This is a genomic window from Pedobacter alluvionis (genome assembly GCF_003664035.1).
Lineage (GTDB): Bacteria > Bacteroidota > Bacteroidia > Sphingobacteriales > Sphingobacteriaceae > Pedobacter > Pedobacter alluvionis.
The window spans coordinates 99,873-115,898 of record NZ_RCCK01000011.1 but is presented as its reverse complement, the minus strand read 5'-3'; the positions used below and the strand labels follow the sequence as shown (position 1 = coordinate 115,898).

Annotated in this window: 18 protein-coding genes; 5 read left to right on the top strand and 13 right to left on the bottom strand. The window is 37.6% G+C overall.

Going from position 1 to position 16,026, the window contains the following annotated elements; translation table 11 throughout:
- Nucleotides 1–41 precede the first annotated feature (41 nt).
- From panB to BCL90_RS08280, 3 genes are all read left to right on the top strand, one after another.
- Nucleotides 42–857: a 3-methyl-2-oxobutanoate hydroxymethyltransferase gene (gene panB / locus BCL90_RS08290; RefSeq protein ID WP_121283572.1), complete on the top strand. Its 816-nt coding sequence runs from the start codon at nt 42–44 to the stop codon at nt 855–857.
- A gap of 149 nt (nt 858–1,006) precedes the next feature.
- Entirely contained in the window at nt 1,007–1,693 is a 687-nt protein-coding gene (locus BCL90_RS08285; protein ID WP_086547465.1) for an RluA family pseudouridine synthase, read from the top strand.
- 111 nt (nt 1,694–1,804) lie between these two features.
- The gene (locus tag BCL90_RS08280; RefSeq protein ID WP_121283571.1) at nt 1,805–2,233 is read left to right on the top strand and encodes a hypothetical protein; all 429 of its coding nucleotides are present in this window, start codon (nt 1,805–1,807) and stop codon (nt 2,231–2,233) included.
- 124 nt (nt 2,234–2,357) lie between these two features.
- On the opposite strand, the gene BCL90_RS08275 is transcribed toward BCL90_RS08280, so the two are convergent.
- The 13 genes from BCL90_RS08275 to BCL90_RS08215 all read right to left on the bottom strand — a co-directional run bounded on the left by BCL90_RS08275 (nt 2,358) and on the right by BCL90_RS08215 (nt 13,724).
- Nucleotides 2,358–2,831: a hypothetical protein gene (locus BCL90_RS08275; RefSeq protein ID WP_134380483.1), complete on the bottom strand. Its 474-nt coding sequence runs from the start codon at nt 2,829–2,831 to the stop codon at nt 2,358–2,360.
- A gap of 144 nt (nt 2,832–2,975) precedes the next feature.
- Complete coding sequence (locus BCL90_RS08270) at nt 2,976–4,286, bottom strand: sensor histidine kinase (RefSeq protein WP_121283569.1); 1,311 nt, start codon at nt 4,284–4,286, stop codon at nt 2,976–2,978.
- Between the two features lie 109 nt (nt 4,287–4,395).
- Nucleotides 4,396–5,073: a response regulator transcription factor gene (locus tag BCL90_RS08265; protein ID WP_121283568.1), complete on the bottom strand. Its 678-nt coding sequence runs from the start codon at nt 5,071–5,073 to the stop codon at nt 4,396–4,398.
- A 53-nt stretch (nt 5,074–5,126) separates the two neighbouring features.
- Nucleotides 5,127–6,317: an aspartate aminotransferase family protein gene (locus tag BCL90_RS08260; RefSeq protein WP_166792125.1), complete on the bottom strand. Its 1,191-nt coding sequence runs from the start codon at nt 6,315–6,317 to the stop codon at nt 5,127–5,129.
- A 69-nt stretch (nt 6,318–6,386) separates the two neighbouring features.
- The gene (locus BCL90_RS08255) at nt 6,387–6,827 is read right to left on the bottom strand and encodes a hypothetical protein (protein ID WP_121283567.1); all 441 of its coding nucleotides are present in this window, start codon (nt 6,825–6,827) and stop codon (nt 6,387–6,389) included.
- Between the two features lie 7 nt (nt 6,828–6,834).
- Nucleotides 6,835–7,488, bottom strand: a complete 654-nt coding sequence (locus BCL90_RS08250; protein WP_121283566.1) for a hypothetical protein — start codon at nt 7,486–7,488, stop codon at nt 6,835–6,837.
- Nucleotides 7,489–7,521: 33 nt separating this feature from the next.
- Nucleotides 7,522–8,082 carry an RNA polymerase sigma factor gene (locus BCL90_RS08245; protein ID WP_121283565.1) on the bottom strand — a complete coding sequence of 187 codons (561 nt, stop codon included), beginning with the start codon at nt 8,080–8,082 and terminating at the stop codon, nt 7,522–7,524.
- An 86-nt stretch (nt 8,083–8,168) separates the two neighbouring features.
- Nucleotides 8,169–9,125, bottom strand: a complete 957-nt coding sequence (locus BCL90_RS08240) for a transketolase family protein (protein WP_029274068.1) — start codon at nt 9,123–9,125, stop codon at nt 8,169–8,171.
- Nucleotides 9,126–9,197: 72 nt separating this feature from the next.
- The gene (locus tag BCL90_RS08235; protein ID WP_121283564.1) at nt 9,198–10,043 is read right to left on the bottom strand and encodes a transketolase; all 846 of its coding nucleotides are present in this window, start codon (nt 10,041–10,043) and stop codon (nt 9,198–9,200) included.
- A 57-nt stretch (nt 10,044–10,100) separates the two neighbouring features.
- On the bottom strand, nt 10,101–10,565 hold the full coding sequence (gene bcp, locus BCL90_RS08230) for a thioredoxin-dependent thiol peroxidase (protein WP_121283563.1): 465 nt from the start codon (nt 10,563–10,565) through the stop codon (nt 10,101–10,103).
- 204 nt (nt 10,566–10,769) lie between these two features.
- Nucleotides 10,770–12,503, bottom strand: a complete 1,734-nt coding sequence (locus BCL90_RS08225; RefSeq protein ID WP_121283562.1) for a M23 family metallopeptidase — start codon at nt 12,501–12,503, stop codon at nt 10,770–10,772.
- Between the two features lie 3 nt (nt 12,504–12,506).
- Nucleotides 12,507–13,118: a fumarylacetoacetate hydrolase family protein gene (locus BCL90_RS08220; RefSeq protein ID WP_121283561.1), complete on the bottom strand. Its 612-nt coding sequence runs from the start codon at nt 13,116–13,118 to the stop codon at nt 12,507–12,509.
- A 75-nt stretch (nt 13,119–13,193) separates the two neighbouring features.
- Nucleotides 13,194–13,724: a T9SS type A sorting domain-containing protein gene (locus tag BCL90_RS08215; protein WP_121283560.1), complete on the bottom strand. Its 531-nt coding sequence runs from the start codon at nt 13,722–13,724 to the stop codon at nt 13,194–13,196.
- 180 nt (nt 13,725–13,904) lie between these two features.
- Here BCL90_RS08215 and BCL90_RS08210 point away from each other — a divergent pair, with 180 nt between their 5' ends.
- Nucleotides 13,905–15,863: a KUP/HAK/KT family potassium transporter gene (locus BCL90_RS08210; protein ID WP_121283559.1), complete on the top strand. Its 1,959-nt coding sequence runs from the start codon at nt 13,905–13,907 to the stop codon at nt 15,861–15,863.
- 4 nt (nt 15,864–15,867) lie between these two features.
- Complete coding sequence (locus BCL90_RS25625; RefSeq protein ID WP_165902738.1) at nt 15,868–16,020, top strand: hypothetical protein; 153 nt, start codon at nt 15,868–15,870, stop codon at nt 16,018–16,020.
- The last annotated feature ends 6 nt before the right edge of the window (nt 16,021–16,026 follow it).

Sequence of the window (16,026 nt, the reverse complement as noted above, 5' to 3'; positions counted from 1 at the left end):
TAAAGAAAAAACAATACTTTTGACAACACAAAACAAATCCCATGTCGGTACATAAAGAAATCAAACGCATCACTACGCACATTTTACAGGAAATGAAACAACGTGGTGAAAAAATATCGATGTTAACAGCCTACGATTATTCGATGGCGACCATCCTTGACGATGCAGGATTAGACGTTTTATTGGTTGGCGATTCTGCTTCGAATGTAATGGCTGGTCATGAGACAACTTTGCCCATAACCCTGGATCAGATGATTTATCATGCTGCATCTGTAATCAGGGCCGTAAAACGTGCTTTTGTGGTAGTTGATTTGCCTTTCGGCTCCTATCAGGGAAACTCAAAGGAAGCTTTGAATTCAGCGATAAGGATTATGAAAGAATCAGGGGCCCACGGTGTTAAATTAGAGGGCGGTGAAGAAATTATTGAATCTGTTCAACGCATCATTACAGCAGGAATTCCTGTAATGGGCCACCTGGGTTTAACACCGCAATCAATTTACAAATTTGGAACCTATACCGTTCGTGCAAAAGAAGAGGAAGAAGCAAATAAGTTAAAAACAGATGTTTTGGCCTTACAGGCTGCTGGTTGTTTTGCAATCGTATTAGAAAAAATTCCTGCTGCCCTTGGCAAAGAAGTTACAGAAAGTCTGAATATTCCAACTATTGGTATTGGTGCCGGAGCAAACTGTGATGGACAGGTTTTGGTAGTAAATGATATGATTGGTTTAACCAAAGGATTTAAACCACGCTTTTTACGCCAGTATATCAACCTGTATGATGAAATTTTGGGTGCGGCGCAATCTTATATCCGTGATGTGAAAGGAAACGATTTCCCGAACGAGAAAGAACAGTATTAAGTTTGGAGGTGGGCATTTTGAGTTTGGAGTTTTTTCAAGCACAGATAAACTATCCAACTTTAACAACTAACAAATTAACCAATAGAATTCGCAATAGAAGATTTGCTTTGTCAAATGAACTAATGACGAACGAACCAATAAACTAACCGATGCCAATTACCGATAACGACATCCTTTTTGAAGACAACCATTTAATCGCCATTAATAAGAGGGCAGGTGATATTGTACAGGTTGATGAAACTGGCGATGAACCTTTGGATGAGCAGGTAAAAAAGTATATCGCTAAAAAGTACAATAAGCCAAATGGTGCTTTTTTGGGGGTGGTACACCGTTTAGACCGGCCGGTGAGTGGTGTAATTCTATTTGCCAAAACCAGTAAGGCTTTAGAACGGATGAATGCTGTTTTCAAAAATAGGGAAGTAAAGAAAACCTATTGGGCAGTGGTGAAGAACAAGCCAGAGAAAGAGTCGGCTACTTTGGTGCATTGGCTGGTTAAAAATCCACAGAAAAATGTGGTTTCTTATTATAACACGGAAGTTACCGGCAGTCAGCGGGCTGAGCTTTCTTATAAAGTGAAAGCCAAGGTAGGCGATTATTACCTGCTGGAAGTTGATCCTTTAACAGGCCGCTCACACCAGATCAGGGTTCAGCTCTCATCAATGGGCTGTCCGATTATGGGCGATAATAAATATGGTTATCCACGTGGAAGCAGAAAAGGAAGTATTTGCCTACATGCCCGTCGCCTACAGTTTATACACCCGGTAAAAAAAGAACCCGTAAACATATTCGCCAAACTACCTGTTGATGGTTTTTGGGAACGTTTTGAAGATTTATAAGTAGTAATCACTATACATTAAGTATTAAAGGAGATCCGGTTGAGTATTTAACCGGATTTTTTATGATTTGGCACAGTATTTAGACATCTTCGGGCTAAAAACAAATCAACAATGAAAAACACCATTTTATCTCTTGCAGCAGTTGGCCTGTTGGCTACCACATTAGTTTCTTGCGACAGCACAAAAAAAACAGAAACGACCAAAGATTCGAGCAAAATTGCCGTAAACGGAGATACTGTTACCAAAGTTACCACTACCACCACTGAAACCATTAAAACAAACGTTCCCACTTTCTCAAGTGAAGAAGTAAACAAAGGTTTGGCTGAATACAGCAAATTAAAAGACGAATATGTTGCAGCTGTGAAAAGTAAAAATGCTGCAGAAATTAAAACCATAAGCGATAAATACACGGCATGGGCAAATCAGGCAACAGGATGGGCCAGTAAATTAAAGCCAGACGAAATACAAAAGTATTCTGATTATATGCTTAAATTAACTGAAGAGTGGAGTGCGGCGGCTAAGGATGCTGTGAGTAAATAGTGAATAAAAGCTAAGAAAGGTCGTCATTTCGACTGAAGCGCAGCGAAATGGAGAAATCTTTAAACTGTGAAAGATTTCTCCACTGCGGTCGAAATGACGATTTATGAATTGAGATGACGATGTATTATTTACAATTAATTTTGTCAAAAGTCATCGATCCATCAAACTTTAGTTTGCTTAGATCTTTGAACTTGGTCTCCCCTTTTACTTCCTGTACATCGCCAAATCCCTCTGCTAGCTGATCGCCCTTTTTCAAAAAAGCCACTTCCCTGGTTGATGTTTTGCCTTCAGACTGAAAAGTATAGTTTGCAATTATGGTATCGCCTTTAACAACCCCGGCTATAGTGCCTGCATTTTTATCTTTTTCGTATAAATTATAGCCCAAAGTGCCTGTTAACTTATTGTCAATTGTCTTCAGCGTTAGGGTAGCGGTATCACGGTTTTTAATGTACTGATAACATTGAGTAGAATCGGTTGTTGCCGCTGCATTGGTTACTATAGTAGAATCTATTTTGGCTTGTGTTTTCTTTGCCGTTCCGCCCTGGCAAGATGCCATGAATAAAGTGGCGGCTCCAATTATTGGGATGATGTTTTTCATTAAGATGTTTTTTTTGCTTATCGGATTGATTTTAGTAGTAAGCAAAGGCCTTGCCAAAAATATCACCCTTCCCGTCTTTCATATCCTGACCTGTTTGATTATAAGCGTGTATTTACAGAAGGGGTAATAGCATTATCTGCAGCATCATTTTGAAAAAGATAAGGAAATATTCGTTCCTTTATGTTCTTCAGATTTGATATCAACATCTATTTTATGGAATCTGGCGATACTTTGCACAATGGCCAACCCCAAACCAAAGCCATTTTCTTCGCTATTTCCTCTTTTAAAACGATCAAAAGCATTTTCTACCAACGCTGGGCTCATCCCTGATCCGGTATCGCTGATCGTGAGGATATATTGTTCATCTTCGGTTTTGTCAGTTATGGCAATAACTCCGCTATCAACATTGTATTTAATTGCATTATTGATGATGTTGATTAAAAGGGTGTGTATCAGTGCTTTGTTTCCTGTAAAATGAAAGTCTTTTGAAAGGTTGGCACTATAACTGATGTTTTTATCAGCTATCCGATCTTCAAGATCTTCGTATATATCATCGATTTCCTGTTGGAGGCTAATTTCTTCTGTTTTTAGGTACTGGTTGTTTTCAACTTTCGAAATGAGTAACAAACTATTGATAATTACCTTTAAGCGGTTAAGGGTTTTTAATGAGGCGTATATTTTATTTTCGTGCCCTACTGGAATATCCGGGGTGTTGAGCATATTTTCAAACCGAGTACTTAAAATAGAAATAGGAGTAAGCAGTTCATGCGAAACATTGGCGATAAACTGCTTTTCTAAAGCGAAAAGTGTATTTATTTTACGCATTAAAGAGTTTATGCTATTGTCTAGGATTTTAAAATCACTGGTACTGGTAGGTATATTCTGGTAATTATAATGAGTGGGATCATCAACCAGGTTGATTTTTTTATCAATAATGCGGTAAAATGGTTTGAGCAGAAAGTTAGAGAAGGTAAAGTCGGCCACCAGGGTAATTAACAATGCAGCAACGAGTACAATCAGCATATAAAAACGGATCGAATTTTTAATAGATTGAAGCGCTGTCATTGTTTCCCCAATCTCTAAGTTGTACCAGTTTGTATGGTAAGAGAACTTGTAGTTTAAAATACGGTATACTTCAATGTCGCCCTCTATCTCTCTTTTTTCGGTAAATACCTTTGAAGTAGAATCTTTTTGATTGTCGGGTATATCCGTTAACACAATAAATTCTTCCTTTAAAATATTGTAGTCGGTAAATGATTGTTCTTTATTTAAAAGGCTGTCGATCTCATTATTATTTAAATTTTTGATGATTTTGTTCTTCTTTTTGATTAAACGGTTGTCTAGCTGGTTATAAGCAAGTCTGTCTAATGAGAATAAAATGATAGCACCTAATATCAAGATGATAGCAATTTTGGTTACTGCATTATATAAAGAAAACTTAACCTGTAACTTCATTTAGATGGATGATGTTTTATGTAAGATGGATGAGGGTTCATTTATCGTTGGATTAATTGTTTAAATCGGTTAATCGACGCTAAGCGCCAAACGCCCAACCCTAAACGCACTAGCAATTAATCCTATATCCTATACTTCTTACCGTTTCAAACCAATCTATCGGACTAATCCCCGAAAGTTTTTTTCGCAGGTTTTTAACATGAACATCAACAAAGTTTGAATCTGAATTGACTTCTAAAATATCACCCCAAACATGTTCAGTTAAACTCATTCTTGATACCACGCGATTTTTGTTCAACACCAGATAGTTAAATATCTCGAACTCCTTTTTGGTCAGGTTTAATCTTTCATCACCAAAAGAAACGGTTCTATTTTGGATATTGAGCATGAAATCGTGAACGTTTACCTCGTTTTTCTCTAACTTATGTTTTCTACGCGTAATAGCGTGCATTCGCGCTAATAGTTCGTTTAGTGAAAATGGCTTTGGTAAATAATCATCTGCGCCTTCGTCAAGGCCTTTTATACGATCATCAACCGCACTACGGGCAGTTAAGATAATTACAGCGTCATCACGGTCTTTCATGGCTTTTAACTGTTTTAAAATTTCAAAACCATCACCATCTGGTAAGCCCAGGTCTAATAAAATAAAATCGTAATTATTTACAAATATCTTTTCTTCAGCAGAAGATTTTTTCCAGGCGTGCTCTACAATAAATCCCTCTTTACTTAAGAATTCATCCATTTCAAGCGCCAGGCTTTTTTCATCTTCAACGATTAATACATTCATTTCAGCTAACAGTTAGTAGTTTTGTTTTTCAGCATTTTATTATGCGCTATACTTTACCCTGCAACTAAGTTAATGTTTTTTAAGATGGTCTTGCAAGCTTCTTCAATTTCTTCTTTAGTAATAATTAGCGGAGGAGCTATCCGCATAGAATTGCTGCAATGTAAAAACCAGTCTGACAATACGCCATCTAAAATACAGGCATCAATGATTTTTTTATTGATCTCGAAATTCTCAAACTCCACCGCAAGCATTAAACCTTTGCCCCTGATTTCTTTAATGGCAGGATGTTTTAAAAGCTGTTTAAACAACTGACCTTTTTCTTCAACTTCATCAACGATGTGACTATCAACTAGGGTACGTAAAGTAGCCAACCCGGCAGCGCAGCAAACCGGATGACCGCCAAAGGTAGTCATGTGACCTAAAATTGGGGTATGTGATAATACAGACATAATCTCCAGTGAACTGATAAAGGCGCCGATTGGCATTCCGCCTCCAATTCCCTTGGCCAACAGCAACACATCTGGCACCACATTATAGTGCTGAAAGGCAAACATTTTACCGCTGCGGCCAAAACCTGATTGTATTTCATCGAAAATTAATAATGTGCCTGTTGCTGTGCATTTTGCTCTTAAAGCCTGCATATACTGTAAATCAGCAACCCTTATTCCGGCTTCGCCTTGTATAGGCTCAATAAAAACAGCAGCAATTTCTTTAGTGATTTTTTCGAGATCAGCAAGGTTGTTATGCTCAATAAAACTTACATGTGGCAAGAAAGGGCCGTATCCAGAAGAATAAAAATCACTTTCCATTAAACTTTCTGCGCCTTGCGTACTGCCATGATAAGCATTTTTGCAGGCAATAAATCCTTTCCGGCCGGTATAACGTTTAGCAAGTTTCATGGCACCTTCCACAGCCTCGGTTCCAGAGTTTAAAAAGTAGGTACAGCTTAGGCTTTCGGGTAAAATTTCGGCAAGTGCTTTGGCAAAATTTACCTGAGGCGTTTGTACATATTCGCCATAAACCATGAGGTGCATATAGGTTTCTGCCTGATCCTGAATGGCCTTCACTACCGCAGGATGGCAATGACCAACATTACTTACACCGATACCGGCAATAAGATCGATGTGTTTTTTGTTCTGCGCATCGTAAATGTAGATTCCTTTTGCCCTTACAAATTCGAGCATAAGCGGCTCTGGAGAGGTTTGTGCATTGTGTTGTAAAAACAACTGACGTTGGGTAAGCATAGCACAAAAGTACGGAAATGAAAGAGTGCTTTAAAACAAAAAGACCTACATTGCTGTAAGTCTTTTTCTTTATTGCTTTTGGCCGCCTTTAAATCGGTTGAGTAACTCGCGTTTAAAACCTTCCTGGGTCCGGTAAAACTTCCCGACAATTTTTATTGGCAATACCGATTTAAGTTTGTTGTAATATTTTTTATCGAGATTAAGATCTCTTTGTTTAAAATCAAATTCGCTGGTAATTAAGCCCTGTACCTGTGCATCGGTTAAATTATCTATTTCATCCACTTTTCTGAAAGAGATCATTTTTTGCATGCGTTCTTTGCGCAGGGCATTTTGTTCTGCCTGCATACTATTATAAATTGGCCAGAAAATCTTAGCCTCTTGAGGAGATAAATCCAGTTTTTGAGTGAAAAAAGCTATTTTAAGTGATTCTATTTCTTCTCCCCTTAGCCTTTGTGCAAGTAAGGAAGATGGAAATAAAAATATCAAAGCAACAAAAAGTAAATTCTTCATTTCTGTATTAATTATTTAGTTCCTGAGATAAATCACTTGACGAGAAGTTACTCAGGATGTAGTTTTCCATTTCTGTATCTGACGCAGAAGTAGTTTTTATATTAGATGATGTAATGTTTTGTGTTTCTAAATGATCTATGATCGTGCTTTCGTCAATATCATATAACATTTGTTCATTTACTGTTTCGGCAGATTGTACTTGCTGAACGGTATTGGTGCTGTTCTGGTAAAAATAAATGCTAAATGAAGCCATTAATAAGAAACAGGCCGCACTTGCATATTTAACGATGTTTCTTCGCCATAAAGGAATAACTTTAGCCTCCTTTTTAGGTTCCGATGCTGCAATCCTATCGGTAACTCTACTTTGTAGTTTGTCGAAATAATTTTCAGGTACTGTAAAGCTATTTTCTGCCTTAGGCATTTCAGACAGGGCAATCCGGGTTTGTATTTGTTCCGTTAAATTTTCAAAATAATGCGACGGAACTTCAAAATTGTTTTTACTGGTTTTCTGTTTCAATCCATCCAGGAATACGGCAGAAAAAATGGCCTCATCACTATTTTCGAAATATCCATCAGGAACGGAGAAAGGATTACGTTTCCCCATAGCTGCAAGTGCAGGAGCCTCGTTCATCCAATCGTTATTTTCTCTATTTTCGTTCATCACAGATATATGATACAATTAAAGTGAAAAGGTTTAATAGTCTACTTCATCATTTGTAATAAAAGCTTCAATTTTTTTTGCAGCAATGTGAAATGACGCTTTTAGTGCGCCAACCGAGGTTCCCAGTACCTCCGAAATCTCTTCATATTTCATATCATCAAAATATTTCATATTAAAGACAATCCGTTGTTTTTCGGGTAAGGTGAGAATTGCTTTTTGCAACTTTAGCTCAAGCTTATCGCCATTAAAATATGATGATGCCACCAGATTATCGGCAAGTTCGGACGATACCTCATCCAAAGGTGTATTGTTGCGCTGCTTTTGTTTATTTAAGAAGGTAATCGATTCGTTGGTGGCAATACGGTAAATCCACGTATAGAGCTGAGAATCGCTTCTAAATTTATCGAGATTTTTCCAGACTTTAACAAATACTTCCTGCAAAAGATCATCGCAGTCATCATGGTTTAAAACCAGTCTGCGGATGTGCCAGTATATTTTTTGCTGGTATTTTTTTAGTAACAGGTTAAAGGCTTCATTACGCGTATGCTCGACAGCAAACATGGCAAGAATTTCTGAATCTTCAACTTGTTTCATTGTATTTTTAGATGTGAGATACGAGATAAGAGATGTGAGATTCACTTAGACGCAATGTCTCAAATCTCACATCTCATTTCTCACATCTATTTTTTTCTGCCAATTACTTTTTGAACCGCTTCAACAATGTTTACAGCATCTAAGCCATATTTAGACATTAATTGATCTGGAGTTCCGCTTTCGCCAAAAGTATCATTAGTGGCTACAAACTCTTGTGGAGTTGGTAATTCTGTAGTTAACAAACGTGCTACGCTTTCGCCCAGGCCGCCAAATTTATTGTGCTCTTCGCAGGTAACCACGCATCCGGTTTTTTTAACAGATTTTAAAATGGCTTCATCATCCAAAGGTTTAATGGTATGGATGTTAATAATTTCGGCATCTATGCCCAATTCAGCTAATTTCTCACCAGCTTCAATCGCTTTCCAAACCATATGGCCTGTAGCAATAATAGTAACATCTGTTCCTTCGTTAACCATCCATGCTTTACCGATCTCAAATTTTTGATCTGGATCTGTAAACACTGGAATTACCGGACGACCAAAACGTAAATAAACCGGACCTTCGTATTCTGCAATGGCCATAGTTGCTGCTTTAGTCTGATTGTAATCGCAAGGATTGATTACAACCATTCCCGGCAACATTTTCATTAAGCCTATATCTTCTAAAATTTGGTGGGTTGCACCATCTTCGCCTAAGGTTAAACCTGCGTGAGATGCACAGATTTTAACGTTTTTATTAGAATAAGCTACCGATTGGCGTATCTGATCGTAAACACGACCTGTAGAGAAATTGGCAAAAGTACCTGTAAATGGAATTTTACCGCCAATTGTCATACCTGCTGCAATACCGATCATGTTTGCTTCTGCAATACCAACCTGTGTAAAACGCTCCGGAAAATCTTTAATAAAAGCATCCATTTTAAGCGATCCAACTAAATCGGCACATAAGGCAACCACATTTTCGTTTTTCTTTCCGGCTTCATGTAAGCCAGCTCCAAAACCCGAACGTGTATCTTTTTTTTCTGTATATGTATATTTTTTCATTGTTTTTTAGATATGAGATTTTAGACATTAGACATGAGACTCACATCTCATATCTGTTGTCTCCAATCTAATTTAGTAATCCCCTAAAGTTTCTGGTAATTGCGCTAATGCAACTGCTAATTGCTCATCATTCGGAGCAGTACCATGCCATTTGTGTGAACCCACCATATAATCTACACCGGCACCCATCTGTGTGCTCATTAAATTCATGATCGGTTTACCTTTTCCGGTTAAGGTTTTAGCATAATGTAAACCTTCAACTATAGCTTGCATATCATTACCGTCAGTATTGATTACGTGCCATCCGAAAGCTTCGAATTTAGCTTGTAAATCATCTAAGGCAAGAACTTTACTCGTAGGGCCATCAATCTGCTGTCCGTTATAATCAACCGATGCAATTAAATGGTCAACTTTATTGAAAGGGGCGAACATTGCTGCTTCCCAGTTTTGTCCTTCCTGTAATTCTCCATCACCCAATAAGGCAAAAACATGAGATTTATCGCCATTTAACTTTTTAGCCAGCGCTGCACCAATGGCAACTGATAAGCCCTGGCCTAATGAGCCTGAAGCAATACGGATACCTGGTAAATGCTCGTGGGTAGTCGGGTGACCTTGTAATCTAGAGTCAAGTTTACGGAAAGTTGCCAGTTCGCTTTTATCGAAATAACCAGCATGAGCCAGTGTACTGTACCAAACCGGAGAAATATGTCCATTCGAAAGGAAGAATAAATCTTCGCCCGCGCCTTCCATTGTGAAATCTGTCTTGTGGTTCAACACTTCAAAATATAAAGCGGTAAAAAAATCAGCGCATCCAAGCGAAGCACCTGGGTGGCCAGATTGGCATCCATGAACCATTCTTACGATATCTCTTCTGATTTGAGAGGCAATATCTTCTAGCTCTTTAATTGTATGTTTCATTAAAATAAGAGGTTGTTGTTACATAGCAAAGTTAATATTTTAACCGCTATATCATAATTAGTTATTGATTAAATTGAGTACTTGTTGTGTTGAGTTTTTGGTGTCAACTTTTTTGATGATATGGCTAATTTTGCCATCGCCATCTATAATGAAAGTAGTGCGAACCGTGCCCATGTATTTTTTACCATACATGTTTTTTTCTGCCCAAACTCCGTAGTCATTTACAATTTTCTGATCGGTATCGGCCAGTAGGGTAAATGGTAAATTGTGTTTGGTTACAAATTTTTGGTGCGATTTTTCATCGTCGACGCTAACGCCTAAAACTACAATGCCTTGGGCCTGTAAACCCTGGTAGTTATCTCTGAAATCGCAAGCTTCGGCGGTACAACCAGGAGTATCATCTTTTGGGTAAAAATAAAGTACAACTGTTTTGCCTTTATAATCGCTTAGCGAAACTTCAGTTCCATTTTGATCTTTTGATGTAATTGCCGGTGCCTGATCACCTTCTTTTAACTCTGCCATATTTATAATGATTGAATTTGAATGCTTTAATGATGGAGTATAATTAAACGACTAAATTTTGAATGATAGCATGTTTAATTCATGCTTGCAATTTAAACAGTTTATGCTATTATACTGTTGGATATATATTAAAAGATGACATTTCTTGGTTTAATTTGTGAAAAGTTGGTATCGTATGGTCACTAAATCCAATATATCTTATCCCTATCTAATAAATGTTACCTTGTATTTTCGGGTATTCTCTTTCATATCTGCCACAACCAGTTCAAGTGTATGTTTTCCGGAAGCCGTTCTTTCATCGAAACTGTGCCATAAGGTTGCCGTTTTGGTATCGAATTCCATCAATGCCCATTTACCATCGATATAGCCATTAAAACTTTTTATTCCGGATAGGTTATCGCTGATCTTGAAAAATATTTTAGATAAACCAGCCATGTTTTTTCCTTCTGAGATATTTACTGGTATTATCCTCGGCGCAATGGTATCGATTGCAATATAAAAGCTGCCAAAGTTTTTTGGCGTAGCCTTGACATAACCATTTTCGAAAAATCCGCCTTGCGATGAGCCATTTGAGTTTACAATCAAAGCTTTGTTTTTTAAGTTCTCCGGAAGATTATCTGCCTTAATCGAAATATTGAAACCAATATGTAATGGGGTATACCTATTGTGAACCTGATGTACAGCCGACCATGCATTTCCCGTTGGTTTGGGCAGCTTTTTATAAGTGAAATTTAAATCGCTGTACAATGTACCTTGCGGGAAAACTACCTTAATATCGTCGGTATTAAATTCATTCACCTTATTATACGGAAAAATTATTCCAGGGGGGGTAACCGGCGCTGCATTAGGTGCTGAACCCGCATTTACCGTGAAAGGCAAAACAGATGAATTTCCTTTCGAATCGGTGATGATGTAGCGAAGCTGATGTGTGGCGCCATCGTTAAAATTAATTCGGCCATTATTGATTAAACCGCTATAAATTTTTAATGGGTTGCCAGGCTCAACAAAACTTTTCTGGATACTTCTTTTGGTATTTAGGTAGGTAGGATAATCGATATGAGAATTAATTGCTTTACTATCTTCGAAAGCAAAACGTTCAAGTGCAGAAGTATATACTTTTTTGCCATCTACTTCGAGCTGAATAGAATATACACCATTGGTGCCCGATAAGCCATTATGCCGATCGGTTACTACGATACCGAAACCAACCTCGCCGGTTAAACTAATTGGGGCAGCGGTTTTATAAATGCCATTTGCTCCGCTAAAGCCAATGGCCTGTTTTGGTGTATTTTCGTTAAAGGTTTTGCCATTTAAACGGTATACATACAATCCATGTATAACAGGCGGAATATTATCCGGAATGATGATCCCGAAAAATTGCGGATTTATGGTTTCTTCAGTTTTGGTATCTCTGATTTCGAAATGCAAATGCGGTCCGCCTGAACTGCCACGGTTACCAGACCAGGCAATAATTTCGCCTTTATGTACCGGGATTAATGTAGCATCAGGAAATTCATCAATCTCAAACGATTTTTTTTCATATTCAAGATTTTTAACAATCGTAGCAATTTTTGGAGCGAAACGCTGTAAGTGGCCGTAAACAGTAGTAAACCCATTAGGGTGATTAATGTACAAGGCCTGTCCGAAACCACTGTTTTGGACTCTTAACCTCGAAATGTAACCATCGGCTACTGCATAAACAGGATAACCTTCGCGCTGATTGGTTCTGAAATCGATTCCGGAATGAAAGTGATTGCCTCTGATTTCGCCGAATGAACCCGCCAGGGCAGGAGGACTGATATCTAAAGGTTGTCTGAAATCTGTAATCGGGTATTTATTCGTACTATAAATCTGTTGCGCCTGAACTAAGGTCGAAGCAAATAAAAGACAAATTGAAATGGAAAATTTAAACTTATTTTGGATCGGGTTTTTAATCATTCGTTACTTTACATCAAAATTTAAAAGTTGTTTTCCTTCTAACCAGGCTTCCAGTTTATCGCCTTTATTTATTTTTCCAACGCCCTGAGGTGTGCCGGTAAAAATTAAGTCTCCCTTTTTTAAAGTAATATATTGCGAAACAAAGCTGATTATCTTCTCGAACGAGAATAACAAATCTTTAGTATGGCCAACCTGGCGGCTTTCGCCATTTATCTTTAACTCAAAATTTAAATTGTAAAGGTCTTCGTAATCACTTTTAGGCTGAAAAATACTGATCGGTGCAGAGTGATCAAAAGCTTTGGCCAACTCCCAGGGTAATCCCTTCTCTTTATGTTTGCTCTGGATATCTCGTGCAGTGAAATCGATTCCTAATCCAACTTCATCAAAATAGTTAGCAGCAAATTTCTCGGCAATATGTTTCCCTTCCTTGCAGATTTTTAATACCACTTCCAGCTCGTAGTGAATATCATCAGAAAAATCGGGCAGGTAAAAAGGTTTATTATCTTTTAAAACAGCTGTATCAGGTTTAAGGAAAATTACTGGTGTGGTTGGAACTGGATTGTTCAGTTCTTTTGCGTGTTCGGCATAATTTCTGCCAATGGCGATGATCTTCATTCTTAAGAATATGAAATATGATAAAATAGACAGGAATTAATTCCGCATCAATCAAAAATAGAAAAGAAAATGGTGTTATAAAACTGAGATCCGTTTTACCTGGCTTTCTGAGCCTGCAATAACCCTTAAAAAGTAGATGCCTGGGTTAATTCTGTTAGGAACGACAAAATTTTTATTATGCTCGCCGGCATTTAAACGTTCGTTCAAAAGTGTTGCTACTTCATTCCCCAATAAATCGATAATTTTGATCGTTGTTTGGGTGCCATCTTTTCCAATAGATAAAATAATATTTACCTGATCTTCTACCGGATTAGGATATATTTTTAAAATACTTAACAATTTATCTTTTGCTACAACTGTTGCATTTTTAGGAACAGTAGAAGAAGTATTGAACATTCCGGAGCCACCAACTGTCATGTAAAACGGCTTGTAGGGTGTAATATTGGCTTTGATTTCAGGAATTCGGCTTATTTTTTTTGTTCTGTTTTTTAAGCTGATGTGAATGCTATCACTCTGTTGCGACCAGGAATTTAAGCTGCATAACAAAACAATGCACAATGTGCAGGCGAGTTTTGTGAGTAACGTTATCCTAGTGTAGAGTTTCATCAAATTGGTATAGCAAATGTATTAATTTAAAACAAAGAAATTAAACATTTTGTTTAAAACCCATAATTTAACACAATTTAACAATAAAATTTAATTTTCATAGTGTTGAAAATACACAATAATTTGGTTGTTAAATTGTTATAGTTAGTTTACTTTTGCCGCACTTAAATAATCAACGAAGTGTCAAATCATAAAAATGTCAATGCGTTAACCGCCGGCGGTGTTCTAATTAGTTTAGGAATTGTATTTGGTGACATTGGTACATCACCCTTGTATACCTTAAATGCAATTTTTACTACAATTTTAGGGGGAAAGCAAGATATCAATCCAACAAACGTTTTAGGCGTTTTATCTTGTATTATTTGGACATTAACCTTGCAAACCACCATTAAGTATGTTATTATCACCCTTAGGGCCGATAATAAAGGGGAAGGTGGTATTTTCTCTTTATTTTCCCTGGTGCGCAAAAAGGCTAAATGGTTGGTGGTACCAGCCGTTGTAGGTGGCTGTGCACTACTTGCAGATGGTATTATCACACCTAGTATTACGGTTACATCAGCCATTGAAGGGCTTACCAGTAAATTTGATGTACCGGTTATTCCAATTGTAATCACCATTTTAACCATCCTGTTTATTATCCAGCAGTTCGGTACCAATATGGTAGGCAAGCTGTTTGGTCCGGTAATGTTTGTTTGGTTTGCTGTACTAGGTGTTTTGGGCGTGTCTTTTATTATTAAAGATTTCAGCATCCTTAAAGCATTTAACCCTTACTATGCCATTCATTTATTGGTGACCAACAAACTGGCATTTTTAATTCTGGGTGGTGTGTTTTTATGTACAACCGGGGCAGAGGCTTTATATTCTGACTTAGGTCACTGCGGCAGAAATAACATTAGAATCAGTTGGATTTTTGTTAAATTAACCCTTATCCTAAATTATTTGGGACAGGGTGTCTGGATTTTGCAGAATAGCGGCAGTTATGTTCCAGGGGCAAAAATGAACCCATTTTTCCAGATCGTTCCAGATCAGTTTCAAATTCCAATGGTTATACTCGCTACTATGGCGGCAGTAATTGCCAGTCAGGCTTTAATTAGTGGCTCGTTTACCTTAATTGCGGAGGCAGTACGCTTAAACCTTTGGCCAAAAATTAAAATTGTCTATCCATCAGTTTCTAAAGGCCAGTTATATGTTCCTTCTATTAACTGGATGTTGTGGATTGGTTGCTGCGGTATTGTATTCCTGTTTCAAAAAGCAGAGAGAATGGACGCGGCTTATGGTTTATCTATAACCATCGCTATGTTAATGACCACCATCCTTGTGAGTTTTTATTTGAGAAGCAGGCGTTTTCCGAGATATCTGATCGCTTTATTCTTTTTTACCTATGTCATTATTGAGGGTACATTTTTGATCAGTAATTTAACTAAATTCTTACATGGCGGTTGGGTAACCGTATTAATCGGTTCCTTCTTATTTACGGTGATGTGGAGTTGGTTTGTAGCCCGGAAAATCAAAAACCGCTTTGTTAAATATGTAGAAATTGAGGATTATTATGAGATTTTAACTGAACTGAGCAGCGATGAATCGGTTCCGAAATACTCTTCTCAGTTGGTTTATTTAACCAGTGCCAACTTTAAAACGGAGATCGAATCCAAAATTATCTATTCCATTATTCAAAAAGAGCCAAAACGCGCTGACGTATATTGGCTGGTACACGTTGACGTAATGGATGAGCCATATACTTTAGATTATAAAGTTGAATTCTTAATTCCGGGTAAATTAATCAGGATCGACTTTAGGTTAGGTTTCAGGATTGAGCAACGTGTAAATTTACTATACCGTAAAGTGGTTGAAGAATTAGTGAAAAATGGAGAGATCGATATTACCAGCCAGTACACCTCATTAAACAAACATAAAATTGCAGGCGATTTCAGGTTTGTGCTGTTGGAAAAACATTTATCTAAGTTTACCAAGTTAAGTTTCTACGAGAGACAGATTATGGATTACTATTTTATCCTTAAAAAACTGAGTTTGTCTGAGGAGCGAAGTTTTGGTTTGGATAGCAGTTATGTTGATGTAGAGAAGGTGCCTTTGATTTTCGTTACGCCTGATGATATTGAATTACACAGACTCCCGGTTTAATTAAATGAGGACTGCGATTTTAATTTTGGGTACCGTGCTATTTATAGCAGGTCCTGCAGCCAAAATATACCATCTTGATCATGCGAATAACTACATGATCGCATCTGGATTAGGCCTCGTGATGATTACCGCAATGGCATTTATCAAGAAAAAATAAATACGA